This window comes from Paraburkholderia sp. Ac-20342, assembly GCF_017104985.1.
Taxonomy (GTDB): domain Bacteria; phylum Pseudomonadota; class Gammaproteobacteria; order Burkholderiales; family Burkholderiaceae; genus Paraburkholderia.
On record NZ_JAAGPQ010000067.1, the window covers coordinates 1 to 24,353 of the forward strand.

Here is a 24,353-nt window from a genome sequence, read left to right on the forward strand (position 1 = left end):
CTGAACAGAAGGAGCTCTTCCAGACACTGAACCTGCCAACCCCGACCGCCGACGCCTTGTAGGGACAAAAACGCTACCCCTGATGTAGCGAAATCAAAGACTTACGCAAGAATCTGTCGAACTCGGGATGAAGGCAGCCATGCTGTGCTCGGCGAACGCGTGTTCGTCGAGTGAGAGCGTGATTTCCAGCCCCGATACGATTGACGAATTCGGCTTGCCGGGAAACATCTGCTGCAACCTTCTCCCGCGCACAAACGACACTGCATCAACGTGCTGCACCTGCGCGCCTGGCGGCATGCATTGACGCAGGATTCGCGTGAGTTCGGCCCATCCCTCGGCGCCCAGTTGGGTCGGATTCGGCGTCGTCAGCGCAATGACGCGCATGCGCGCATCTTCCTCGTTCACCGGGCGGAACGTGTGCGTCGGCTTGCGCAGCAGTGTGACCCGGCTCGCCACCGAACCCTTTTCATTGCGCAGGTCCCCGGCCGGGTCGCCGATACTCAGGTGCGCGGGCAGATCGCGATTGGTGCACGTCACGTCGATCTGGATTTGCTCGGGGCATTGCTTGGCCGCTTTTCCGTCTTCCTGCAGCAGGATCAGTGACGTTTCGTGACCCGGATGGTTGCGGGCCTGATATTCATCGGTTCGCTTCAGCCAGTAATGTCCGGGGGGGCCTGGTTTCGCTATCGTGTGTGCGAGTGCGTTGTAAGGCGGAATCACTTTCCCGCCCACCGCATCGCGGACGTTGTTGATCGCGTAGATTTCGTGGGTCGAAGGCTTTTGCGGCACTGGCACGACCGGGTATTCGACGAGGAGTTCTTCGCGCCGGGCTGTCACATCTACCTGCTCGAACAGGTTGACGACAGGCGTACAGAACAGTCGGAAATGGTGTCGCGACAGACCGGCGAGGGCTTGCGCCGGGCGGCTGTCGGGATGCAGGCTGGCGGTGAGATGCAGGGTGAGGCGACGAGCATGGCGCGTCATGCCGGAGCGCAGCAGCGCGGCGGCGTTGATATCGACGAAGTCGAACTTCTGCGGGAAGGCGGTGTATTCGAGCAACGGGCGCACGAATGATTCGGCGGGGCCGTCGTCGGGTAGTAGCGCGTCTTCGGCCGCAAAACCTGCCGCCGTCAGCGGAATACGATCGAGCGGCGTCCAGTGTCCTGAGCCGTCAGCTTCGACGAATGCCTGCCGTGTGCGCAGCAGCAGTGTGTCGCTCAGTGCCGCGACAGTCTGAGGTTGTCCGGTCAGATGAATGCGGACGACGCCCGGCATGGCAGCGGCGAGTCCCATTCCCACGCTCGATGGTTCGAACGTAATGGACACAATCAGGGTGGTGTCGGGCGACAGGCTGGCGCGGTTTGGCGCAACCGTGCCAGGAGACACGCGCGCATCCGCAATGCGGAAAGGCGCAGCCGTTACGTCGTACGCCGTGCGAAAGCGCAGCCCGCCGTCGGGGCTCGTCAGTGGTGTCCCGCGCTTGATGACAACCGGCGCAGATGGCGGCTCGACAAACTCAAGACACGCAATAGAACTGGCGGGAAAGGGGCGCAGGTAATGCGGGTGCAGTATATCCAGCAGGGCTCCCGAAAACTGCGGTGCACCGTTTTCCAGTTCCAGGCGAGCGCGCGCGGCGAGCAACGCGAACGCGTGCATGAGCCGTTGCACGTACAAGTCTTCGGAGTCGCTACCAGAGATACTTAGCCGCGCGGCGGCCCGGGGGTACTTTCGGCCGAATCCGTCAAGCTGGTTGCCGAGCAGACCGAGTTCCTGTTCGTAATAGCTGCGTAGTTTTTCAAGCATATCGGGTGCGGCGTGGTCCACGCGGCTTTATTTACTCCGGCCGCCATGGTAGCCGAAGGTTGCCCGTTCAACGTTTGTCGGGCCTGCGCCGCCGCATTGATCGCTTCTGCTGCCATCGGGCCGCTGCCGAATTGCTCAAGCAACTCGGCGAGAATGACAGGCATCCAAATGAATGACCTCTTCCACCGGCAGCGAATTTCTTTCACTCATTTCAATTCAATTCGATTACGAATTTCGCTACTGCACCTACCCATCCGCCACACAAATACATTGAATAGGCCATAACAGACCGATCCTCAATTTGCATCCGCGCTGTCCGCCGCCGACTATACAGGGTCGAAGTCCGAAAGTTTCGCGCGTATCAGACTTCTGATCCTCTGTTGATAGTACGAATCTTTGCGAGCTCTTTCATTCTGAGCAAGATATAACCTTTTTGGGATGCAACTGTCGTTTTTTCTAGGCTGCTCGGCATGTTCGGGGTACGATTTACGCCGGTTGCAGCGTTTATGGGAATATTTTTCCGTAAAATGACACTTTTACTTTGTAATCGGTAAAGTTTTCGCGAGTTTGTAGTCGCGAGCACTTGCGCACCAGCACCTGTCAATCTGGACCATCGCGAAAAGCGGTTTTCGCGAGCCCCGGTCCAATCGGACATCAGAGATGTGCGTTCCCAGCACTTCAGGACAGCGCGCTTTCAAGGGTTGACGAGTTATTTCCTCAAGCCTTTTTGCACTGTCGGTCCGAATCTCAGCAAATACATTTCAGCCTTTTTATCGGGATTTTTCCCGACCTTGGACATTACTCCACATGGTAAAACGACGTCAATTTATCGGCGGCCTGACGGCACTCAGTGCAAGCTATCTTTTGAGCGCATGTGGCGGTGGCGGCGCATCCGGAGACGGTAGCGGCAAGACTTCGGATGCCTCGGCTTCTCCTGGCTCATCGGGTTCTGCCAACTCTCCCGGCACCGCGGCTAATCCGGCGACACGCGCGAACGCGGACGCCGCGAGCAGCATCTCCATTCCGCCCGCCACGTCGATCACGGACAACACCGGCGCCGTCTGGACGCTGTCGCAGGGATCGGTCTATCGCAACGGCGAGAAAGCTCAGGACACCTATAACGTCACGCTCGTCCTGTGGTATGGCAGCAGTATCTATCACGAGGGAACCGGTGGTCAGTTCTACCAATGGACTGGCTCGAACTGGGTGGCCTGCAACGATCCGCGCCTTGGCGGCACCTCGGCCGACGGCACCACGCTGCCCGCGTCGCCGTACATCATCGACAAGGCGGGCGCCATCTGGACGCTCGTCAACGGCTCCATCTACCGGAACGGCTCGCCGGTCGGCAACACGTACAACGTGTCGCTCGTCCTGTGGTACGGCGGCAAGGTTTGGCATTGCGGAACCGGCGGCCAGTACTACGTCAATGCGGACGTCGCCGCCCAATGGCTGGCTTGCAGCGATCCGCGCCTCGCGGTCACGCAGTCCCCCGGCATGTTCTATGGCATGAACGGTCACCCCGACTACGCCTACACGCCGCAACAACTGGTGTCGATTCTGAAGGGCATGGGCTGCACCAGCTATCGCGTCGGCTGCAGCAGCGATCCGACCCAGTTGAATGCGGTGGTCAGTCTCGCGCAGGCTTTTCAGTCGGCCGGCATCACGTTGCTCGTGATGATCAATCAGGGGGTGTACGACGCCAACAACAATCTGCTGAATGGCGAGTCGGCGGCTTATAGCCAGGGCTACACGGTGGCCCGGACGATCGCCAGCGCACTGAAGCCGTATGGCGTGACCCTCTACGAATGCGGCAACGAGCTGACGAGACAGAACGCGACCGTGGTCAGCTTCACCTATGCCGGGACGAAAGCATCCGACTTCAACAACGCGAACTGGCCGGTGATGCGCGGCGTGATGCGCGGCATGATCGACGGCGTGAAGTCGGTGCAGCCGTCCGCGCAATGCGCCATCAACTTTTGCGTGGCCGATGTCGGCGCCGCGGATGCGTTGTGGGACGGCATGCAGCCCGATGGCAGCGGCGGCTATCCGACCGTGCGCTGGGACATCACCACGTGGCACAACTACGAGGTGTATGGCGATGCGTTTTCCATCGGCACGGACGGCGCGGGTCCGGGCTTCGATCTGCCGATCTACTGCAAGGCCCGCTATGGCGTGCCGTTCATCATCAGCGAATGGAACACGGGGCCGGAGCAAACCGAGACTTATCGTGCGAACTACATTACGACGCAGCTCGGCGAGTTCTATCAGAACCGCAAGACGCACAATATCCAGGCCGTGATGTACTACGTGCTCGATAGCGGCGACGAGACGTACGGCATCATGCTCAACGGTTCTCCGCTGAATCCGGCCTACAGTGCGTTTACGAGCTTCACGGCGAATCATCCGGACAACTGATCGGCGCGTGCAGGTGCAGGCAGTGTGCTCCATTCGCAGCCGATGCTGCCCGATGTCAAGGGCAGGGCGGCTGCGTCTGGGGTGAGTGCCGGCTTGCCTGGCCGCGATCGGCAAATAGCCGATGCCACTCTTCAGCATTTTCGATCGCTTGATCGATATTCCCCGTTTCTCCTTGTTGAAACCGACCATTAAACTACCTGTCGTCGATTCACGACGATTCAGGTATCGCTAGTGGACAGTGTCAATCTCGAAGTATTGAAATCGAGCGCGCGATGGCTCGAACAGGGGCATCGCGCGTTGCTCGTGACGGTGGTCAGGACGTGGGGGTCGTCACCGCGGCCCGAGGGGGCGATGCTCGTGGTGCGCGACGACGGCACCGTGGTGGGCTCCGTGTCCGGCGGCTGCATCGAGGACGATCTGATCGATCGCGTGCGCCGGCGCGGTATTGAGAAGACGAAGCCCGAGGTCGTCAAATATGGCATCACGGCCGACGAAGCGCATCGTTTCGGCCTGCCGTGCGGCGGGACGATTCAACTGGTGCTCGAACCGCTGACGGAGGCGAGCGGTATCGCCGAGCTGTGCTATGCCGTCGAGTCGGGGTGTCTCGTGGCGCGCACGCTCGACATGGCAACGGGCGCCGCGCGTCTCGGCCCCGCGAGGATGACCGACGGCGTGGACTGCAACGACCAGCGTCTCGTGACGATACACGGACCGCGCTACCGGATGCTCGTGATCGGCGCGGGGCAACTGTCGCGCTACCTGTGCAACATCGCGGTCGGCCTCGATTATCAGGTGACGGTGTGCGATCCGCGCGAAGAGTACACGGAAGCATGGAATCTGCCCGGCACCACGCTGATCCGTTCGATGCCCGACGATGCCGTGCTCGACATGAAGCTCGACGAACGTTGTGCGGTGATCGCGCTCACGCATGATCCGAAGCTCGACGATCTCGCGCTGATGGAAGCGTTGAAAACGCGTGCTTTCTACGTCGGCGCATTGGGCTCGCGACGCAACAACGCGGCACGGCGCGAAAGACTCGGGGAGTTCGATCTCGACGCGACGGAACTGGCGCGGCTGCGCGGGCCGGTTGGGATTTATATCGGCAGCAGGACACCACCCGAGATCGCCGTATCGATTCTGGCGGAAGTGACGGCGGTGAAGAACGGCGTCGCCATGCCGCCCTCGTCGCAGGTCGCGGTGGCGAAAGCGACGCGGGGCATGGCATCGCCTGCCGAAACGGGGCCCGCGTGTTTCGCATAGGGATGCGAAGCGTCTGGGTCATGCGCGGCTCGCCTGACGCGAGCCGCATTGTCCGGAGTTCCGAGCCGGAACGCCAGGCTGGAGAACTGGGTCGGAGAACCGGGTCGGCGCTCCGCGTCAATGAACCGGATCGGTGAACTGGGCTAGCGGACTCAACTGGGCCGCCGCCGCGAACATCTGCGTGAATTGATCGAGAGCGGGGAGCGTATCGCGGCCGCTGCGCGTGATCCGATAGAACGAAAATTCCACTTCCGGCCGGATCGCGTCGATACGCACCTGATAGTGACGGCAGATATGTTCGCAGAACGAAGGCATGATCGCCACGCCGAGTCCTTCGTGCGCCATGGCGATAGCGGTCTGCAAATGGCCGACGACCGTGCGCCGTCCTGTCGTCACGTCCTCCTTCGACAGCGATGCTTCGATCAGCCGTTGCAGCGGGTTGTCCTTCGGCAGCGTGATGAGCGGCAACCCTTCGAGCGCGCGCCACGGCACGCCATCGCGCGGCACGTTGCCGATGCCGTTCGCACCATGAAGCGCCGACGACACGACGACGAGCCGGGTCGGAAAAATCGGCACGCGATCGATGCCGGACAGTTGCGAGAAGAAGATCCCGAACGCTGCGTCGAGATCGCCTTCCTCGACCATCTTCAGCAACTCGCTGGGCGGCCGGTCGACGAGTTCGATCTGCGCGTGCGGCTCGATCTCGGCGAAACGCGCCAGCACTTGCGGCATCAGGCTCGCGCCGATCATCGGCGTGCAGCCGAGCAGCAGCGATGCCTTCTTTTGCCGGCCCAGCTCGTTGAGTTCGACCACGGACTTCTCGAGCGTCTCGACGATTTTCATCGCCGTCGGATAGAACAGCCGGCCCGCTTCCGTCAATGCGACAGTGCGCGTGGTGCGCTCGAACAACCGGCAATTGAGCTGCGTTTCGAGCTCGCGGATGATCGCGCTCAGCGCTGCCTGACTCAGGTGCATGCTTTGCGCGGTCTTCGTGAAGCTCGATGCGTTCGCCACGCCGAGAAAGACCTTGAGTTGTTTGAGGGAGAGATTCATCTGCGGCGATCCTTGAAGCAGGGCACGATAGGGCTGCCCGGATTTTATCGCCGCGCAGGGTTATCCGCGACCGGGACAACACCCGACTCGCGGCAGGCGTGTCCTGCGACGTGGCGCTCGGGCGTTGCGCAACCGCCGCCGCGTCGCGGTGCCGGGCGAGCCGGGTCATGAGCCGGGAGTCATGACCCGAGGGACATGACCCGAGGGACATGACCCGGCTCCCGCAGACTCACCCCCGCTCACGCAAACGCATATCGCCCTTCCTCGTCGCGGACGATCGCGCGCCTCGCGCCGGTATCTTCGAGCCAGCGCACAACTTCGCGGCCGTCACGGGTTCCCGTCGCCGACATCAGTTCGGTGAAGCGCTTGGGGCCGTGTTCCAGCGCGGCTTCGAGCGAATCGAAGCGCGTGCCTGTGAGCGCGGGCGGCGTCGGCACGCGATGTTCGAGATTGCGCTGTTCGCCCGGGCGCAGCAGCGGCAGCGTCAGATCGAAGCCGACTTTGGCCGTCACCGCGGCACCGGCCAGCGACGGATCGAGCGGCATCGCGCGCATGCCGCTGTGCATCACGAGATCGCGATCGGCCTGGAAGCGCGTGGCGAGCGCCCAATCCATCTGTTCGTCGGAAAAGATATCGATGTCGGGATCGACCACGAAGACGTGCTTGACGTTGGCGAGCGACGCGAACACGGCGGCGATCGCGTTGTGCGCTTCGCCGGGCACGCGCTGCTGCATCGCGACGCGCACGTTGAACATGCCGCCCGTGGCCGGGCTCGCATACACCGCCCGGATTTCGCGCACGGCCGTTTCGAGCGCGCGCCATACCGTCACTTCGGTGCGCAGCGCGGCCAGTTGCGCCGTATCGGTACGCGCCATCGTGCGCCCGCCGATCGTGCAGGTCTGGAACACGGCGTCCTTGCGATGCGTGATGGCCGTCAGATGAAAGACCGGGTTCGTCTTGATGCCGCCGTAGTAGCCGAGAAACTCGCCATACGGTCCTTCGGGTTCCGCGTGGCCGCGCTCGTCGAGATAGCCTTCGAGAATGAATTCCGCGTCGGCCGGCACGAGCAGATCGTTGGTCACGCATTTGACGACGCCGAGCGGCGCGCCGCGCAATGCCGCGACGAGTTCCAGTTCGTCGGCGGGAATGCGCATGGTCGCGCCGACGTGGTCGATCGGGTGTGTGCCGACCGCGAAGGCGATCGGCAGACGCTCGCCGCGCTTCGAATGGGCCATCGAGATCGCGCGCAGATCGGACGGCGCCACGAGGTCGATGCCCGCGGTACGGCGCCCGCGCAGCATCAGCCGGCGAATGCCGACATTGGTCCAGCCCGTGTCGGGATCGACGGCGAAATCGATCGACGCCGAAATATACGGCGCGCCGTCCAGATCGTGTTGCAGATGCACGGGCAGCGCCGTGAAATCGCAGTCGTCGCCGGTCAGCACGATCTGCTGCACGGGCGCCTGCGCGCGGCTTACCTCGACGAGCTTGCCTTTGGTGCGCAGACGGTCGCGCACGGTTTCGAGCAGCCGCCCGGGCGTCGTGTCGAATGCCTGGGCGAGGCGCGAGCGGCTCGCGGCCACGCTGCCCGCCAGCGAGACAGCGCCGCCCGACGGTTGCGCGAACCAGACCGCGCGCGGATTGCCTTCCATGATGCCGGCGACGTCGGCGAGATCGACCGGTTCGTCATGGCGTTCGAGTTCCGTCGCGTCGAGCGATTCGAGAAAACGCCGCAGCCGGAAGCGTTCGAGGTCGGGCAGCTCCGCGCCTTGCGCGGTTGAAGCGATGAGGGTCTTGGGTCTCAATGTCGTGTCCTTGTGCGCGAGAGGGCGCGTGGAGATCGGCAGCGCTCAGAAGCGTGCCGACAGCGCGGTGGCCGCCAGGTGGGCGGCAAAGCCGCTCGAACCCGCGTCGGACATGTCCGGCGCGAGCTGCAGGAACTGCTTGACGGCGCGCAGCGTGACCGCGCTGCAGCCGAGCAGCGTTTCGGTCAGCGCGGTGGCTTCGGCGTCGAGCGCGGCGGCCGCGACGACGCGGCTCACGAGCCCCGCCGTCAGCGCTTCCTGCGCGGAGAGCCGCGCGCGGCTCAACACCATATGCGCCACCGTCTTGACGGGCACGCGGCCGATCAGCGCCGACATCACGAGCGTCGGCGGAATGTCGCGTTCCATTTCGGGAATCTGGAAGACCGCGTCGTCGGCGGCGAGCGTGACGTCGCAGACCCCCGCGAGCGCGCAGCCCACGCCGATCGCCTCGCCGCGCACGACGGCCACGACCGGCACGCGCACGGCCTTCAGCGCGTCGTAGAGCGCGAGCGGCGGAGCCGCGACCACGCGGCGCAAGGTTTCCGCCGACGGCTTCGCGCCGGCGGGCGGCATCGGCGACTGGCGTCCCTTGCAGAAGTCCTTGCCGCTGCTGACGATGCGCACGAGCTTCGTCTCGTCGTCGAGCGTGGTGACGGCGGCGATAATCGCCTCGCTCATCGCCTGGTCGATCAGGTTGCCGTTCCCGGGCCTGTCGAGCACCACTTCGAGCAGCGCCCCTTCACGGCGAATAGCGATGGATTCAGTCGACATGAGCGCCTCCTTGTGCGCGATGAATGTATTCCCAGATGACCTTCGGCGTGGCCGGCATCGCGAGTTCGTCGCTGCCGTGTTCCTGGAGCGCGTCGGCCAGCGCGTTGAAGATCGTCGCCGTGGCCGGCGTGATGCCGCTTTCTCCGCCGCCTTTGACGCGCAGCGGATTGCCGTGGGTCGGGTCTTCCGTCAGCTCGACGTTGAGCGGCGGGATCACGCCGGCGCGCGGCATGCCGTAGTCCATGTACGAGCCGGTCAGCACCTGTCCCGTCTCGCGGTCCACGTAGAAGCCTTCGGACAGCGCCTGGCCGATGCCCTGCGCGAGACCGCCGTGCACCTGGCCCTCGACGATCAGCGGGTTGATCGGCTGGCCGACGTCGTCGACCGAGGTGTAGTTGACGAGTTGCACGATGCCGGTGTCGGGGTCCACCTCGAGTTCGCAGACGGCCGCGCCGGTCGGATGCGCGGGCACGCGCGTGTTGACCTCCGCGCAGGCGTACAGCTTTCTGAGCGACGGGTCGCCGGGCAGTCCGTGCTGCGCGACGTGCCGGGCGATGTCGGCGAGACTCGCCCGTTTGCCGCCGGATGGCGCCGTGAAGTGGGCGTCGGCGAAGGCAATGCCGGCGGCGTCCGCGTCGAGCAGCGTTGCGGCCACCTGCTTGCCGATGGCGATGATCTGCTGCGCGGTATCGACGAGCAGCATGCCGCCCAGCCGCATCGTGCGGTCGGAGTGGCTGCCGCCGCCGACGCTCACGAACGCGGTGTCGCCGGTGCGCAGCTTGACGGCTTCCATCGGTACGCCGAGATGATGCGCGATCACCTGCGCAAAGGTGGTCTCGTGGCCCTGGCCCGTCGATTGCGTGCCCGACACGATATCGACGCTGCCGTCCGTGCGCACGGTCAGCTCGATGCGCTCGCGCGGCGCGCCGACCGGCGACTCGATGTAGTTGGCAAGCCCGATGCCGCGCAGCCGTCCGTTCGCGCGCGACTGCGCGCGGCGTGCCTCGAAGCTGTCCCATTGCGCGAGCGTCAGGGCGCGCGCCATGTTGCGCGCGAAGTCGCCGCTGTCGTACGTGAGGCCCATCGGACTGCGATAGGGCAGCTTGTCGTGCGGCACGAGATTGCGGCGGCGGATTTCCGCGCGGTCGATGCGCAGTTCGGCGGCGGCGAGATCGAGCATGCGCTCGATCACGTGCGTCGCCTCGGGACGGCCTGCGCCGCGATACGGCGCCGTCGGCACCGTGTTGCTCAGCACCGCGCTCACGTGCACGGCGGCGACCGGCACGTCGTAGACGGTCGTCATGATGCGCGTGCCGTTCGACATCGGCACATAGGAGACCGTGTGCGCGCCGACGTTGCCGATCCATTCGTTGTCGATGGCGAGTATGCGGCCGTCTTTCGAAAAGCCGATCGTCGAGCGAATGATCGCATCGCGTCCCTGGTAATCGGCGAGGAAGGCTTCGCTGCGATCGCTGGTCCATTTGACCGGCCGCCCGATGCGGCGCGCGGCCCATAGCACGGCCAACTGCTCGACGTAGACGAACGAACGCGGCCCGAAGCCGCCGCCGGTATCGGGACACACCACGCGCAGGCGCGCGGTGGGCACCTTCAGCGCGGCGGCGAGGCACAGTTGCTGGCGCACGGCGCCCTGGCTGCCGGAGATCAGCGTGTAGGCATCCGTGGCCGCGTCGTAAGCGCCGATTGCGCTGCGCGGCTCCATCTGGCAATTGACGAGCCGGCTGTGATGGAACTCGCGCTGTACCACGTGATCGGCCCGCGCGATGATCTCGCGGGCCGCGTTGCGCTCGCCGATCTGCGTCTGGAAGCAGAGGTTGCCGGGGGCCCCGTCCCACAGTTGCGGCGCCTCGGGCCGCAGCGCGTCGTGGCCGTTGATGACGGCGTCGAGCGGGTCGTAATCGACCTCGATCAGCTCCGATGCGTTGCGCGCCTGCTGCGGCGTTTGCGCGATCACCATGGCGATCGCCTCGCCGACGTAGCGCACGCGATCGACTGGCAGCGGCAGATGAAGCTGGTTGAAGATGGAGCCCGTCAGCGAGGTGAGGAAGGCCTTCTTCGTCGCGTCGACCGCATCGACGGGATTCGGTACATGGTCGATGCCCTGGAAGCCGTCGTCGAGATACTGCTGGCCGACCAGCACCGCGATCACGCCGGGCGCTTCGCTCGCCGCGCTGGTGTCGATCGAACGCAGCACCGCGTGCGCGTGCGGCGAGCGCAGAAACGCCGCGTGCAGCTGTCCGTCGACGTGGATATCGTCGGTGTACTGCCCGTTGCCGGTGACGAAGCGCTGGTCTTCGACGCGAGGTATCGGTTTGCCGATCATGACGGGTGTGCCTCCGTGCGCGCGAACGGCGCATCGGGGTACATCTCGCGCGCCGCGTGACGAACCGCCTCGATGATGTTCACGTAACCGGTGCAACGGCAGATATTGCCTTCCAGCGCGTGGCTGATGCTCGCCTGGTCGAGCGCCGGTTCCTCGCGCAGATAGAACGCGCTCGCCATGATCATGCCCGGCGTGCAGAAGCCGCATTGCAGGCCGTGGCATTGAACGAAGGCATTCTGCACCGGGTGCAGCTTGCCGCCGCACTGCGCATTGAGACCTTCCACCGTAACGACCTGCCCGCCGCTCGCCTGTGCGGCGAGCACGGTGCAGGACTTGACCGCATGACCGTCGAGATGGACCGTGCACGCGCCGCACTGGCTCGTATCGCAACCGACGTGCGTGCCGGTCAGGCGCAAGTGCTCGCGCAGGAATTCGACCAGCAGCGTGTTGTCGGGCACCTCGTGCCGGACGTCCGCGCCGTTGACCTGCAATTGGACTTCAACCATGGTTCACCTGTGTTTCCTGTGCTTGAGGAGCGCTCATTGGCCGGCGTTCTGGCTGGCCGCGCTCATCGTCGCGTTGAAACGCTTGAAGAATTCGGCGGCGAGCTTGTTTGCCACCGAGGTGACGAGGCGCGAGCCGATCTGGGCCAGCTTGCCGCCGACCTGCGCTTCGGCCACGTAGGTCAGAAGCGTGCCGTCTTCTGCATCGGCGAGCGTCACGGTGGCGGTCATCTTGCCGAAGCCCGCGATGCCGCCTTCGCCCTGGCCGACGATCCGGTAGCCGTTCGGCGCGTCGCGCTCCGACAGTTCGAGTGTGCCCTTGAAGCGCGCCTTCACGGGCCCGACCGATGCCACCACGACCGCCTTGTACTGGTCTTCGCTATCGGCCTCGAACGACTCGCATCCAGGCACGCATTCCTGCAACACGGCTGCGTCGTTGAGTCCTTGCCATACCTGTTCGCGCGATGCCGCGATGGTTTGCGATCCGGTGAATTCCATCCTTGTCTCCTCGATGAGCGCGCGCCGTTACGACGCGAGCAGCGCCTGCAATGCGCGGCGGGTATAAGTTTCGATCAGATGCGCGCGATACGACGCGGACGCGTTGTCGTCGTCGGGCAGCGTGTCGCGCTCGACAGACAGCGGTTCGAGCGCCGCGGGCGCCAGGTTCTGCTGCAACGCGGTCTCGGCGTCGAACCAGCGGAACACCGAGGCGCCCGCGCCGGTCACGGCGACGCGGACCGCGTCGTCGTACTGCGCGATGAACACGCCGGCCACCGCGTAGCCGGACGCCGGATGCCGGTACTTCGCATAGGCGGCCCGGCGTGGAATCGCCAGCTCGATCGCGACGATCAGTTCGTCGGCGGCGAGCGCGGTCTCGAACGTGTCGATGAAAAACGCGTCGGCGGGAATGCGCCGCTGCGACGAGGTGACGACGTGCGCGTTCAGACCGAGCACGGCGGCGGGGTAGTCGGCGGCGGGATCGTTGTTGGCGACCGAGCCGCCCATCGTGCCGCGGTTGCGCACCTGCGGATCGGCGATCAGGCTCGCCAGATGAGCGAGCGCCGGAATCGCCTCGCGCACGATGTTCGAACCCGCCACTTCGGCATGCTTGGTCAGCGCGCCGATGCGCAGGACGTCGCCGCGCACCTCGATGCCGCGCAGCGCGTCGATCCGCGTGAGATCGATCAGATGCGACGGTGCCGCGAGGCGCTGCTTGAGCGTGGGAATCAGGGTCATGCCGCCCGATAGCGGCCGCGCTTCGTCATGCTCGCGCAGCCAGCCGACCGCCTCGGCCAGCGAGGTCGCGCGCAGATAGGTGGTGTCGTACATAGTGTCTCCTGCGGCATGCCCGTCGTTCGTTGGTCCGTCAGTTCGTCGCTGCGTCCGTACGGGCATGCCTGACTGCCGCATGGGCGGTCCGTTGGTTCGTTGGTTCGTTCGTTAGGGCTCGGCGAGCCAGTTCTCCAGTGCGGTGGCGAGTGCCACCGGCACTTCGTACATCGCATAGTGTCCCGCATTGGGCAAGCTTTCCAACGTGGCGTTGGGATACCACTTCAGCCACGTGCGCGTCATCAGGTCCACGGTGATGGCCGGATCGTGTTCGCCGACGAACAGCTTCACGGGCGTCGGGTTGCCCTCGATCTGCGCGGCGAAGTCGCCGGTGGCCCAGTGCGGCAGATAGGCGGCGAACGCTTCGCGCCGCGACTCGCGTTGCGATTGCTGGGCGAGATTGGCGCTCCAGCGCGCCGCGTGCCGGCTGCCCGTCGAAAAGTGGATGATGCCCGCGCGCTTCGCGATGTCGTCGACGGCGGCGGAAAACATCGCGAGACGCGTGTCGTCCATGCGCGAGCCGCACGCGGGCACCGCCGATACGCCGGCCATCTTCACGATGCGTTCCGGCGCGGCGAGCAGGGCGCGCTGCATCGCCATGCCGCCCATCGAATGGCCGATCAGGCTGAAGCGCGGCCAGCCGAGATGATCGGCGAGCGCGAGCACGTCGCCGGCGACTTCGTCGAAGCTAAAGGCACCGTCGATCTCGCGCGACAGCCCGTAGCCGCGATAGTCGAAGAACGCGTAGCCGAAGCGCTCGGGATCGAGTGCCGGCGTGAGCGCGTGCCAGTCGACCGAGCTGCCGAACCAGCCGTTCAGCACGATGACTTTATGCGGACCGTCGCCGAATTGCGTGAAACCGTTGAGCGTCGTCATGATTCAGTGCGCTCCGTGCGCGGCGGCGTCTGCCGGTTGAGGGTAGGGCAAGGCCGGCGCGATGCGTCCGCGGCATTCGCCGAAGCCGATCGATACGGCGCCCGGTGCGCTCGCGCGCGCGCTCAGCACGATCTCGTCGCCGTCTTCGAGTTCGATGCGCGATTCGCCGCCCGGCAGCGCGATGGGCTGCTTGCCCGCTTCGCTCAGTTCGGTCAGGCAGGCGCGCGCGGCATCGCTCGCGCCTGAAATCGTGCCGCTGCCGAGCAGGTCGCCCGTGCGCAGATTGCAGCCGTTGCTCGTGTGATGCGCGACCATCTGCGCGAACGTCCAGTACAGATTGTCGAGGTGAGTCTGCGTGATGCGCGCCGCCGTGATGCGCTCGCGGCGCATGGCCGCCGTCGACAGATGCGCGAACAGTTCGAGATGCAGGCCGCCGTGCTGCTGGTCGTGTGCGCCGTGAAGATGCGGCAGGATCGCGGGGTCGTCGGCCGCGCGCCGAGGCGGGGCCTTGCGAAACGGCGCGAGCGCTTCCTCGGTGACGATCCACGGCGACACGCTCGAATGAAAACTCTTGCCGAGGAACGGTCCGAGCACCTGCTCGAACCATTGAATGCTCTTGGCCGACCAGTCGTTGAGCAGGCAGTAGCCGAAAATATGCGCGCGTGCCTCGTCGAGCGGAATGGGTTGCGTCAGTGCGTTGCCGCGTCCGATCACGGCGGCCAGTTCGAGTTCGAAGTCGAGCATCGGCGCGGGCCCGAAGCACACGTTGCCGTGCGCGTCGCGATACTGGCCGTGCGGCCGCCGTACCTCGCCGCCGCTCGCGCGCAGCGACGACGCGCGGCCGTGATAGGCGATCGGCAGCGACTTGAAGGCGGGCGGCAGCGGCACGGCGAGGCCCTTGTAGCGGCCGTGGCGCTCGGTGTGATGCAACGAGGTCAGAAAGTCCGTGTAGTCGCCGATCGTGCAAGGCAGCGCCGGCGTCACCTCGCTCATGCGCGGCAGCACCGCATCGAGCGACGCTTCGAGCCGCGCACGCGCGGGTGCGTCGTGTTTCAGCAGGTTCGACAATGCGCCGCGCAGGGCGCTCGCATGGCGGGCGTCGAGCGCCATCAATGCGTTGAGCGTCGCCTCGCTGGCGGATGCGCAGGCGAGCGCCGCGTCGCCGTCGAGCAGCGCCATACGCTGCAGCGCGCGCAGATCGACGACACGATCGCCGATCGCGACGCCGGTGCGCTGTTCACCGTCGCGCTCGAACGTGCCGAACGGCAGATTCTGGATCGGGAAATCGGTGTCGGCGGCATTCGCCGATTCGATCCAGCTGTGCCGCGCCGGATCATGCGTGAAATTGAGCGTGCTCATGCGCCGCGTGTCTCCGGAACGGCCTGGTTCTTTTCAGCGGTCCAGGCGTCGAGCGCCGGCCGGGCCCGCATTCTATAGCCTGCCAGTTCCTCGGCGGGCGCGACGGGCACCGTCAGTTCGACACGCAAGCCGTTCGGATCGAAAAAGTAGATCGAGCGAACGAAGTGATGGTCGGTCACGCCGAGCACGTCGATGCCGTGCTCGAGCAGGCGCGCCTTCATCGCTTCGAGCTGTTCGGGCGCGCCGAGCCGCAGGGCGATGTGATTGACCCACGCGGGCGTGTTCGGCGACGGCAGCGCGGCCGTGGCGTCGCCGAGATCGAAGAAGGCGATGTTCGAGCCGTCGGCCATTTCGAAGAACAGGTGCACGTAAGGGCAGTATTCGCCCGTGCTCGGCACGTGGTCGAGCCGGATCACATGGACGAGCGGCAGGCCGAGGAGGTCTTCGTAGAAGTGACGCGTTTCCTCGGCGTCGCGGCAGCGCCAGGCGAAGTGATGCAGGCCGAGCACGGGCGCCGGGCGAGTAGGGGCGATGGACACGGTGTCTCCTTGTTGGGCGGGGTCGTACGGGGCCGCGTCGGAGGCGGCGCCCGTGCGGATCAAACTTCGAGCGTGTCGACGTTGTATTCGAACAGCCAGTTGTAGCGCTCCTTCACGCGCTCCTCGCTCCATTCGCGGTCCACATACGCGGCCGCGCCTTCCGCGTGCGCGAGCTGCGGATTGTGAAAGCGCGTCGCATTGGCCGCCGACCCGCGCACGACTTTCGCGGTGCGTTCGAGCCGCAGCGCCTCGTAGCGTTGCAGCGCCGCGGGCACGTCGCGCGCATGGCGTTCGAGGCAGCGCGCGAGCAGATAACCGTCCTCGATCGCCATGCAGGCGCCCTGCGCGAGAAACGGCAGCGTAGGGTGGCAGGCATCGCCGAGCAGCGTCGCGTGGCCGAGGCTCCAGCGCGGCATCGGCTCGCGCACCATCAGTGCCCACTTGTACGGAATGTCGATCGCGGAGATCAGCGTGCGCACGTCGTCGTGCCAGCCCGCGAAGTCGCCGAGACATTCTTCGAGCGTGCCGCGCTCCGACCACGATTCGACCTGCCAGCCCGACTTCTCGACGGCGCCGACGAAATTGATCAGGTTGTTGCCGCGCAGCGGATAGTGGATGACGTGCGCGCCCGGGCCGACCCAGTTCGCGCCGTACGGCTCGCGCAGATGCTCGGGCAGCTTGCTCGCGTCGATCACGCCGCGCCATGCCATCACGCCGGAGAAGACCGGTTCGTCGGGACCGAACAACGCGCGCCGCACGCGCGAATGCACGCCGTCCGCGCCGACCAGCAGATCGCCTTCGCAGGTTTCGCCGCCGACGGCCTGCACGCGCACCTTGCCGTCCTGTTGCGAGAAGCTTTCCACCTTGTGATTGAGGCGGATCGCGTCGGGCTTGAGCGCGCGGACCGCATCGGCGAGCTTCTGGTGCAGGTCGGCGCGATGCAGCGTGAAGTACGGATAGCCGTAGAGTGCCCGCGATTGAGTACCGAGATCGAACAGACGCCAGCTCTGGCCGGTGTTCCACAGACGCACGCGCTTGCCGAGCGGTTCGCACGCGAGCCCGTCGAGCGCATCGCCCACGCCGAGCTGATACAGCACGCGCGTGGCATTCGGACTCAGCTGCACGCCGGCGCCGATCTCCTTGAGTTCCTGGGCCTGCTCGAACACCGTGACGTCGAAACCCTTTTTCAATAACGCGGCGGCGGCCGTCAATCCGCCGATACCGGCGCCTGCAATAACTATCTTCATTCGACGATTCGACCTTTTCGTAATGGGCGATTCTTATCGAAATTGCCTATCAGGCAATCGATAATATTTGTCAGTGGTAAATCCGCTGAAATCGGGAATTACTTTAATCCAGCGAATCGCGCGAAAGAAGCAAATTAATCCGAATGAATCATCACTGAATTTTGATAATTCGCGCACAGCCGGCGATAAGCCGGCCGCGCGCTTACATGCCCCAGCGATGCACCGTCGCGCTGTCGAGCCCGAACAGGTCGAGCACGCGGCCGAGCGTGTGGTCGACCATGTCGGTCAGCGACTCGGGGTTCGCGTAGAACGCGGGCACGGGCGGATAGACGATCGCGCCCGCTTCCGTGACGGCCGTCATGCTGCGCAGATGGCCCAGATGCAGCGGCGTTTCGCGCACCATCAGCACGAGACGGCGGCGCTCCTTCAGCGTGACGTCGGCGGCGCGCGCGAGCAGGCCGCTCGTCATGCCGGTGCTGATTTCCGCGAGGGTCTTGATGGAGCAGGGCGCGACGATCATGCCCAGCACCGGAAACGAGCCGCTCGAAATCGACGCGCCGATGTCGGTGTTCGAGTGGCAAACGCTCGCCATCGCGCGGATGTCGGCGACGTTGTAGTCCGATTCGTGGGCCAGCGTGACCTGCGCCGAGCGGCTCATCACGAGGTGGGTTTCGATCTCGAGCTTGCGCAGAAGCTGCAGCAGCCGCACGCCGTAGATGACGCCCGAGGCGCCGCTGATTCCGACCACCATGCGCCGCGGCGGCATGCCTTTCCCATTCATAGGAGTCTCCCGAACGCCAATCCATAATCTCGACGCGGCGGATGTTAGCACCGGGTTTCATCTAATAGAAGCGCGCGCATTGATTAATCGCGCTCTCCTGGTGTTTTTACCGATCGTTAAAGACTTTATTCGTTTTGTTCGATGGATTGATAAAGAATTCACGATTCAAAAGCCTGAATCCATTGGCTACACTCTCGGCAACCTCTGGCGTAAAGGTAACTCAAGGCAGCTTAAAGACAGCCAGGCGCGCGGCGAACGGGCCCGCGCGCAGGCCAGGTGGGGATCGGTCCGCAAACAGGCGGTCGGCGATAAGAAAGACATTGGAGACATTTTTTGAAAACGACGAGCTTGTTGTTGGGTAGCTGTGCGTTCGTGCTGGGGTGCCCGGCGTTCGCGCAATCATCGGTGACGCTGTACGGCAGCGTCGATGTGGGTGTCGATTTCGTTTCGAATTCGCACGGGTCGCATCTGTATCAGCAGTCGGCGGGCAAGCGCACGCCGGACCGCTTCGGGTTCCTGATCAAGGAAGACATCGGCGGCGGCAACACGGTGTTTGCGCGGCTCGAATCGGGTTTTCTGACCAACACCGGCGCGCAGATCAATCCGACGAGCTTCTTCAACCGCGACGCGTACGTCGGCATCAGCAACGACCGCTTCGGCTCGCTGAGCCTCGGGCACATTCCCGACTACGTGTACCAGTACGTGGGCGCGCTGAACAACTCGGTGCCGGGCATCTCGTCGTTCTATACGGTCGGCAATCTGGACGGGCTCGCGAACACGCGGGCGCTCGACAATTCCGTCAGCTACGAAACGATCAATTACCGCGGCTTCCAGGCCGGCGTGATGAACAGCTTCGGCAACCAGCCGAATTTCAGCGACGGGCGCCAGTACAGCATCGGCGCGCATTACGAAAACGGCGCGGTGAAACTGGGCGCGGCGTATTCGATGTCGCACGACCGCACCGCCGATCTGAACGGTATCTTCGGCGTGACCTCGGTGCTCGGGCAGACGCTCAAGCCGGGCACGCTGTTCAACGCCGATCGTTACAGCACGATTGCGCTCGGCGGCTCCGTTGCGGTGGGCTACTTCGTGCCGCACCTTACTTTCACCGACGTGAAGCTCGAAAACTCGCAGGGCTCGATCTCGGAGCGCAACTACCAGGCCGGCGTCAACATCGACCTGAGCGGCGGCAAGCGCTTCTACATCCTCGGCATTTCGTATAACCGCTCGATGTTCGACGGGCTCACGTACAACCAGTACAACCTGTTTCTCACGCACTACCTGTCCAAGCGCACGCAGATTTACGCGGGCGTCGGCGTGCAGCGCGCGTCGGGCCCGAATGCCCACGCGCAGCAGTTCGGTTACCAGACGTCGAGTTCGAGTGCGCAGACGGTGGGGCGCATCGGTATCAATCAGATGTTTTGACGCGTCGCGCGCGCCGGCCATCTGGCGGGCAGGCCGCGCGGTGCAACGTTCTTCAGCTATTTCGATGGGATCATCGGGATTTTTTGATTCTGCCGCCCGCTCGCGGGCCGTATATTGAGGCTCCCGGCGATGGCGTCGACGGGAAGTAAGAACAGAGGGGCGGCGCGCGGCAGCGCCGCCGTCTGACCGGCATTTTGGAACGCACATGCAAGCAGACCGTACATTTAACATCTCGACACTCATCGAAGAGCAGAAGACAGGACGTTTCGCCATCGGCTTGCTGTTCTGGTGCTTCCTCATCATGCTGATGGACGGCTACGATCAGACCGCGGTCTCGTTCGCCGCGCCGGCCATCGTCAAGGAGTGGCATGTCGCGCGCGGCGGCTTCGGGGCGGTCTTCGGCGCGGGGCTGTTCGGCACGCTGATCGGCTCGTTCATCTTCGGCTATTTCGGCGACCGCTTCGGCCGCAAGCGCGCCATCGTGTCGGGCAGCCTGTTCTTCGGCGCGCTGACGCTCCTGTCCGTCTGGGCGACTTCGTTGCAGGACCTGATGCTGCTGCGTTTCATTGCCGGGCTCGGCATGGGCGGGGTGGTGCCGAATTCGGTCGCGCTGGTCGCCGAATACGCGCCCAAAAGATTGCGCGCCACCTGGGTGACCTTGATGTTCTCCGGTTTTTCGATCGGCGCGGGGTCGGGCGGCATCGTTTCGTCCGCGCTGATTCATCGCTATGGCTGGCCCGTGATGTTCGTGGTGGGCGGTATCGGCTCGCTCGCGGTCGCGCTGCTGCTGGCGGTGATGTTGCCGGAGTCGGCCAAGCTGCTGGTGGTGCGCCGGCGCAGCAACGAAACGGTGCGCCAGCTCGTTGCGCGCCTGCGTCCCGAGCTTGCGCTGCCGGCCGACGCGCTGTTCGTACCCGGCGAAGTGCAGGAAAAGAAGCGCTTCGTGCTGAAGCTGATTTTCTCCGACGGCCTGCGTGCGATCACGCCGCTCCTGTGGATCGTCTTCATCGTCAATTCGATGGCGCTGTATTTTCTGCAGAACTGGCTGCCGATCCTGATGGAAGGCGTCGGCATCAATCCGCAGAGCGCCGGTCTCATCACGACGATGTTCTCGGTGGGCGGCGTGCTCGGCGGCTTGATCCTGTGCCGTTTCGTCGACCGTCACGGCGTGCTCGCGATCATCTCCCTGCCGGCGATCGGCTGTCCTGTCGTCGCCTTCCTCGGTCATGGCATGTCCGAGGCGTGGCTGATGTTCGCCGTGTTTGCGACCGGCTTCTGCGTGGTCGGCGCGCAATATGGCCTGTATGCGGTGGCCGGCATGATCTACCCGACGTCGTTCCGCTCGGCGGGCGTCGGCAGTGCGATTTCGGTCGGCAAGATCGGCTCGGTATCGGGGCCCGTAATCGGCGGAATTCTGCTGTCGATGCATCTGCCGATTGCGCGGATGTTCTACGCCGCGTCCGGGCTGTTCCTCGTCGCGGCGATTTTCTCGGCCGTGCTCGCAGTGCTGTATCGCGCGCGATTCGGCGACGAGCACAAGCAAGAGGACGCGCGCGTCAAGGAGATGCGTTCGGCACTCGGCGATTCGCGATGAACGGCCTCTCACGAACGGTCCCGCAGACCGGGCGCGCTATCGACGTTTCGGCCCTCATCGAGCAGCAAAGATTGCGCGGCTTTGCGCTGCGCCTGATCGCATGGTGTTTTCTGATCGTGCTGATCGACGGCTACGATCAGGTTGCCGCGGCGTATGCGGCGCCGACGCTGATTCACGCGTGGCACGTCAAGCCCGCGGAATTCGGCCATGTCTTCGGCTACGGTCTCGCCGGCGTGCTGGTGGGCTCGTTACTGCTCGGCTTCATGGGCGATCGCATCGGACGACGCTTGACGATCATCTACGGCGCGCTGTGGTTTGGCATCCTGACCTTTGCGTGCAGCTTCGCGACCTCGCTCGATCAATTGACCGTACTGCGCTTTCTGGCCGGCATCGGCATGGGCGGCGTGGTGCCGAATACCGTTGCGCTGGTTTCCGAATACGCGCCCAAGGCGCGCCGCGCGACATGGATCACGCTGATGTTTTCGGGCTTCTCGATAGGCGCCGGCGGTGGCGGCGCGATCGCGTCGTGGCTGTTGCCGCGTTTCGGCTGGCCGGTTCTTTTCGAGCTTGGCGGAGTGGCGGCCGTCGCAGTGGCCGTCGTGTCGTTCGCCGTGTTGCCGGAGTCCATCCGCTTTCTGATTCTCAACGGACGCGCCCCACGGGAGATCGCCCGCATCGTGCGCCGTCTCGGTTCGGACGGTTCGGGCGCCGCCGACCCTGGTCCGCACGCGCGCTACCTCGTCCATGACGAACAGCGTATCCGGGCGACGCCGCTTGCGCTGTTCGGCAACGGCCTCGTTTCCGTGACGCCTTTGCTGTGGGCGCTTTTCATTCTGAATTCGCTAGCGTTGCAGTTTTTGCAGAACTGGCTGCCGATCCTGTTCAGCATGAGCGCGCTGCCGGCGGCTCACGCGGCGAAGGCCGCGATGATGTTTCCGGTCGGCGGCACGGTTGGCGCGCTCGCACTGAGCCGCTACGTGGACCGCTACGGCGTTGCCGTGATCCTGCTGCTCGCGCTGCTCGGTTTGCCGGTGTGCGTATCGCTGGGCATGCCGATGCCGGCTGTCTGGCTGTATGCCGCGTCGTTCGCGAGTGGTGTCTGCGTGATCGGCAGCCAGTTCGCGCTCTATGCGGTCGCGGGCATGCTTTATCCGACCTTGCTGCGCTCGGCCGGGGTCGGCTCGGCGATCGGCGTCGGCAAGCTGGGGTCGGTCATCGGGTCCGTGCTCGGCGGCGTGCTGCTGGCGATGAATCTGCCGGTTGCGAGCCTCTTCGCGAACGTGTCCGGCATTTTCGTCTTCATCGCTTTGCTGGCGGTGTGGCTCGGCTGGAACCGGCGGCGCGTGATGGGCCGGTCGATTGCGTGACCGGAATGCCGTCCGCTTCGGTGCGGATCACCCAAAAAAACAAAGAGGCAACGGCGCATGCCGTTGCCTCTTTGCGAGCGGTCTAAAACACAGGCTCAATACACCCGCGGCTTCAACAACTCCGCCATCCCGACTCGCTGCAGCATCTCCGCCCTGAGGCGATCGAGCACGGCAAAGCCGACGTCCGCGCCGTCCTGCGCCGGGTCCACGTGCACGCGGAACGGCCGCTGTCCCGCCGGCGCATCGACCACGTCGACGAGCGCCTGTGCCACGAGTCCGACATCGGCATCGGCCGGCACGATCGCGGCGAAGGCCTGCTGGATGCGCTCGCCGAGCCCGGCGTTCGGTCCGTTTTCGTACGCTTCGAGCACGCTTTCATCGGCGGGACGGCCCGCATGCGCGAAGTGGTTGGTGCCGGAAGTGAAGGCGCCCGGCACGATGATCGACGTCTCGATGCCCCAGCCCGACAGTTCGCGCGCATATTGAACCGCGATCGAATCCATCGCCGCCTTCGCCGCGAAATACGGTGCGAGATAGGGCGGCGTGCCGCCCGCCGAGCTGCTGCTCGACACCCAGGCGACGAGACCGCGCTTCTGCTTGCGCATCTGCGGCAGCACCGCGCGATTCACACGCTGCGTGCCGAGCACGTTGACGTCGTAGAGCTGCGCGAATTGCTCCGGCGTGAACGCTTCGGCGGGACCGAAGGCCATATGGCCCGCGTTGTGGACGATGACGTCGATGCGGCCGTGTTCGGCGATGATCTGCGCAATGCCGGCGTCGACCGATTCCTGCGAGAGCACGTCGAGTTCGACGGTGCGCAGATCGACACCATGCTGTTGCGAGAATGCCGCCATCTGCGCGACGGTCGGCGCGTTGCGTCCCGTGGTGGCGCGCATCGACGCGTAGACGATATGGCCGGCCTTCGCGAGCGCTTCGGCGCTCAGGCGCCCAAAGCCGCTCGATGCACCGGTCACGACGATGATGTTTTTCATGTCGGGCTCCTTGCTTGCAATGAGTTCAGGGTGATGAGTCGAGGCGACGCGAAGGACGGCTTAGATAATGCCGCCGTTCACGCGCAGCGTCTGACCGTCGACCCAACTGGCCGCGTCGCTGGCGAGGAACGCGACCACGGCCGAGATGTCGTCGGGCTGGCCGAGGCGTTCGAGCGGCGGCATCTTCGCGAGGCGCTCGATCTGCTCGGGCGTCTTGTCCTTGAGGAACAGCTCGGTGGCGGTCGGTCCGGGAGCGACCGCATTCACGGTGATGTTGCGGCCGCGCAGTTCCTTCGCGAAGATGTTCGTCATCGTTTCGACGGCCGACTTCGTGGCGGCGTAGACGGAATAGCCCGGCATCGCGAGTGCCGTCGCGCTGCTCGAGAAGTTGACGATGCGCCCGCCGCTGCGCAGTTTTTTCGCGGCCACGCGCAGCGTGTTGAACGTACCCTTGAGGTTGATCGCGATGAGGCGGTCGAACAGAGCGTCGTCGGTATCGACGAGCGGCACGAGACCCGGCTGCATGATGCCCGCGTTGTTCACGACGACGTCGACGCCGCCGAACAGCGTGACGGCCTGGTCGAACATCGCGGCGACCTGCGCGGGCACCGAGACGTCGGCCTGAATCGCGGTGGCGCGGCCGCCCGCGGCTTCGATCGATGCCACGACGTCCTGCGCGTCGGCCGCGCGGCCCGCGTAGTTGACGACGACGGCGAAGCCGTCCGCAGCGAGGCGCTTCGCGATCGAGGCGCCGATGCCGCGCGATGCTCCGGTAACGATGGCGACTTTGGCTTGGGTGGTCATGGTGAGGCTCCTTCTGACGGGGTGATTGATCGGTGATCGATGCGATGGGTGAATCATCGCGCCGTCCGGACCCCCACGGTAGCCGTATG

Annotated in this window: 21 protein-coding genes; 6 read left to right on the forward strand and 15 right to left on the reverse strand. The window is 64.8% G+C overall.

What is annotated here, in order from left to right:
- Positions 1-93 precede the first annotated feature (93 nt).
- Positions 94-1,824, reverse strand: coding sequence for a type VI secretion system baseplate subunit TssF (tssF, locus tag G3N58_RS23805; protein ID WP_346778291.1), 1,731 nt, complete (start codon positions 1,822-1,824; stop codon positions 94-96).
- A 786-nt stretch (positions 1,825-2,610) separates the two neighbouring features.
- On the opposite strand from tssF, the gene G3N58_RS23810 reads away from it, so the two are divergent.
- The gene (locus tag G3N58_RS23810; protein ID WP_206000367.1) at positions 2,611-4,218 is read left to right on the forward strand and encodes a hypothetical protein; all 1,608 of its coding nucleotides are present in this window, start codon (positions 2,611-2,613) and stop codon (positions 4,216-4,218) included.
- Positions 4,219-4,449: 231 nt separating this feature from the next.
- Complete coding sequence (locus G3N58_RS23815; protein ID WP_206000368.1) at positions 4,450-5,478, forward strand: XdhC family protein; 1,029 nt, start codon at positions 4,450-4,452, stop codon at positions 5,476-5,478.
- A gap of 117 nt (positions 5,479-5,595) precedes the next feature.
- Here the strand turns inward: G3N58_RS23815 and G3N58_RS23820 are convergent, their stop codons facing one another.
- From G3N58_RS23820 to G3N58_RS23875, 12 genes are all read right to left on the reverse strand, one after another.
- A complete protein-coding gene (locus G3N58_RS23820; protein WP_167040405.1) occupies positions 5,596-6,531 on the reverse strand; it encodes a LysR family transcriptional regulator in 936 nt (311 codons plus the stop codon).
- Between the two features lie 239 nt (positions 6,532-6,770).
- The gene (locus G3N58_RS23825; protein ID WP_206000369.1) at positions 6,771-8,336 is read right to left on the reverse strand and encodes a UbiD family decarboxylase; all 1,566 of its coding nucleotides are present in this window, start codon (positions 8,334-8,336) and stop codon (positions 6,771-6,773) included.
- A 45-nt stretch (positions 8,337-8,381) separates the two neighbouring features.
- Positions 8,382-9,107, reverse strand: a complete 726-nt coding sequence (locus tag G3N58_RS23830) for an enoyl-CoA hydratase/isomerase family protein (RefSeq protein ID WP_206000370.1) — start codon at positions 9,105-9,107, stop codon at positions 8,382-8,384.
- On the reverse strand, positions 9,097-11,448 hold the full coding sequence (locus G3N58_RS23835; protein WP_206000371.1) for a xanthine dehydrogenase family protein molybdopterin-binding subunit: 2,352 nt from the start codon (positions 11,446-11,448) through the stop codon (positions 9,097-9,099). Before G3N58_RS23835 ends, G3N58_RS23830 begins: the two co-directional genes overlap by 11 nt.
- On the reverse strand, positions 11,445-11,954 hold the full coding sequence (locus G3N58_RS23840) for a (2Fe-2S)-binding protein (RefSeq protein WP_167040399.1): 510 nt from the start codon (positions 11,952-11,954) through the stop codon (positions 11,445-11,447). Before G3N58_RS23840 ends, G3N58_RS23835 begins: the two co-directional genes overlap by 4 nt.
- Before the next feature lie 33 nt (positions 11,955-11,987).
- A complete protein-coding gene (locus G3N58_RS23845; protein ID WP_167040397.1) occupies positions 11,988-12,449 on the reverse strand; it encodes a carbon monoxide dehydrogenase subunit G in 462 nt (153 codons plus the stop codon).
- A 27-nt stretch (positions 12,450-12,476) separates the two neighbouring features.
- Entirely contained in the window at positions 12,477-13,280 is an 804-nt protein-coding gene (locus G3N58_RS23850) for a xanthine dehydrogenase family protein subunit M (protein WP_206000372.1), read from the reverse strand.
- A 111-nt stretch (positions 13,281-13,391) separates the two neighbouring features.
- Complete coding sequence (locus tag G3N58_RS23855) at positions 13,392-14,156, reverse strand: alpha/beta hydrolase (RefSeq protein ID WP_206000373.1); 765 nt, start codon at positions 14,154-14,156, stop codon at positions 13,392-13,394.
- Between the two features lie 3 nt (positions 14,157-14,159).
- Positions 14,160-15,515, reverse strand: a complete 1,356-nt coding sequence (gene fahA / locus G3N58_RS23860) for a fumarylacetoacetase (RefSeq protein ID WP_206000374.1) — start codon at positions 15,513-15,515, stop codon at positions 14,160-14,162.
- Positions 15,512-16,048 carry a VOC family protein gene (locus G3N58_RS23865; RefSeq protein WP_167040482.1) on the reverse strand — a complete coding sequence of 179 codons (537 nt, stop codon included), beginning with the start codon at positions 16,046-16,048 and terminating at the stop codon, positions 15,512-15,514. Before G3N58_RS23865 ends, fahA begins: the two co-directional genes overlap by 4 nt.
- 65 nt (positions 16,049-16,113) lie before the next feature.
- Positions 16,114-17,301 (reverse strand): FAD-dependent monooxygenase, encoded by a 1,188-nt coding sequence (locus G3N58_RS23870; protein ID WP_167040389.1) that lies wholly within the window; start codon positions 17,299-17,301, stop codon positions 16,114-16,116.
- Positions 17,302-17,503: 202 nt separating this feature from the next.
- On the reverse strand, positions 17,504-18,082 hold the full coding sequence (locus G3N58_RS23875) for a UbiX family flavin prenyltransferase (RefSeq protein WP_167040387.1): 579 nt from the start codon (positions 18,080-18,082) through the stop codon (positions 17,504-17,506).
- Between the two features lie 79 nt (positions 18,083-18,161).
- On the opposite strand from G3N58_RS23875, the gene G3N58_RS23880 reads away from it, so the two are divergent.
- From G3N58_RS23880 to G3N58_RS23895, 4 genes are all read left to right on the forward strand, one after another.
- A complete protein-coding gene (locus tag G3N58_RS23880; protein ID WP_167040385.1) occupies positions 18,162-18,419 on the forward strand; it encodes a hypothetical protein in 258 nt (85 codons plus the stop codon).
- Positions 18,416-19,507 (forward strand): porin, encoded by a 1,092-nt coding sequence (locus G3N58_RS23885; RefSeq protein WP_167040383.1) that lies wholly within the window; start codon positions 18,416-18,418, stop codon positions 19,505-19,507. The genes G3N58_RS23880 and G3N58_RS23885 overlap by 4 nt, the downstream gene beginning before the upstream one ends.
- A gap of 205 nt (positions 19,508-19,712) precedes the next feature.
- The gene (locus G3N58_RS23890) at positions 19,713-21,101 is read left to right on the forward strand and encodes an MFS transporter (protein WP_206000375.1); all 1,389 of its coding nucleotides are present in this window, start codon (positions 19,713-19,715) and stop codon (positions 21,099-21,101) included.
- The gene (locus tag G3N58_RS23895) at positions 21,098-22,468 is read left to right on the forward strand and encodes an MFS transporter (RefSeq protein WP_206000376.1); all 1,371 of its coding nucleotides are present in this window, start codon (positions 21,098-21,100) and stop codon (positions 22,466-22,468) included. The genes G3N58_RS23890 and G3N58_RS23895 overlap by 4 nt, the downstream gene beginning before the upstream one ends.
- A gap of 95 nt (positions 22,469-22,563) precedes the next feature.
- On the opposite strand, the gene G3N58_RS23900 is transcribed toward G3N58_RS23895, so the two are convergent.
- A complete protein-coding gene (locus G3N58_RS23900; protein WP_206000377.1) occupies positions 22,564-23,460 on the reverse strand; it encodes an SDR family oxidoreductase in 897 nt (298 codons plus the stop codon).
- 60 nt (positions 23,461-23,520) lie between these two features.
- Positions 23,521-24,264, reverse strand: coding sequence for an SDR family oxidoreductase (locus tag G3N58_RS23905; RefSeq protein WP_205192724.1), 744 nt, complete (start codon positions 24,262-24,264; stop codon positions 23,521-23,523).
- Positions 24,265-24,353 lie beyond the last annotated feature (89 nt).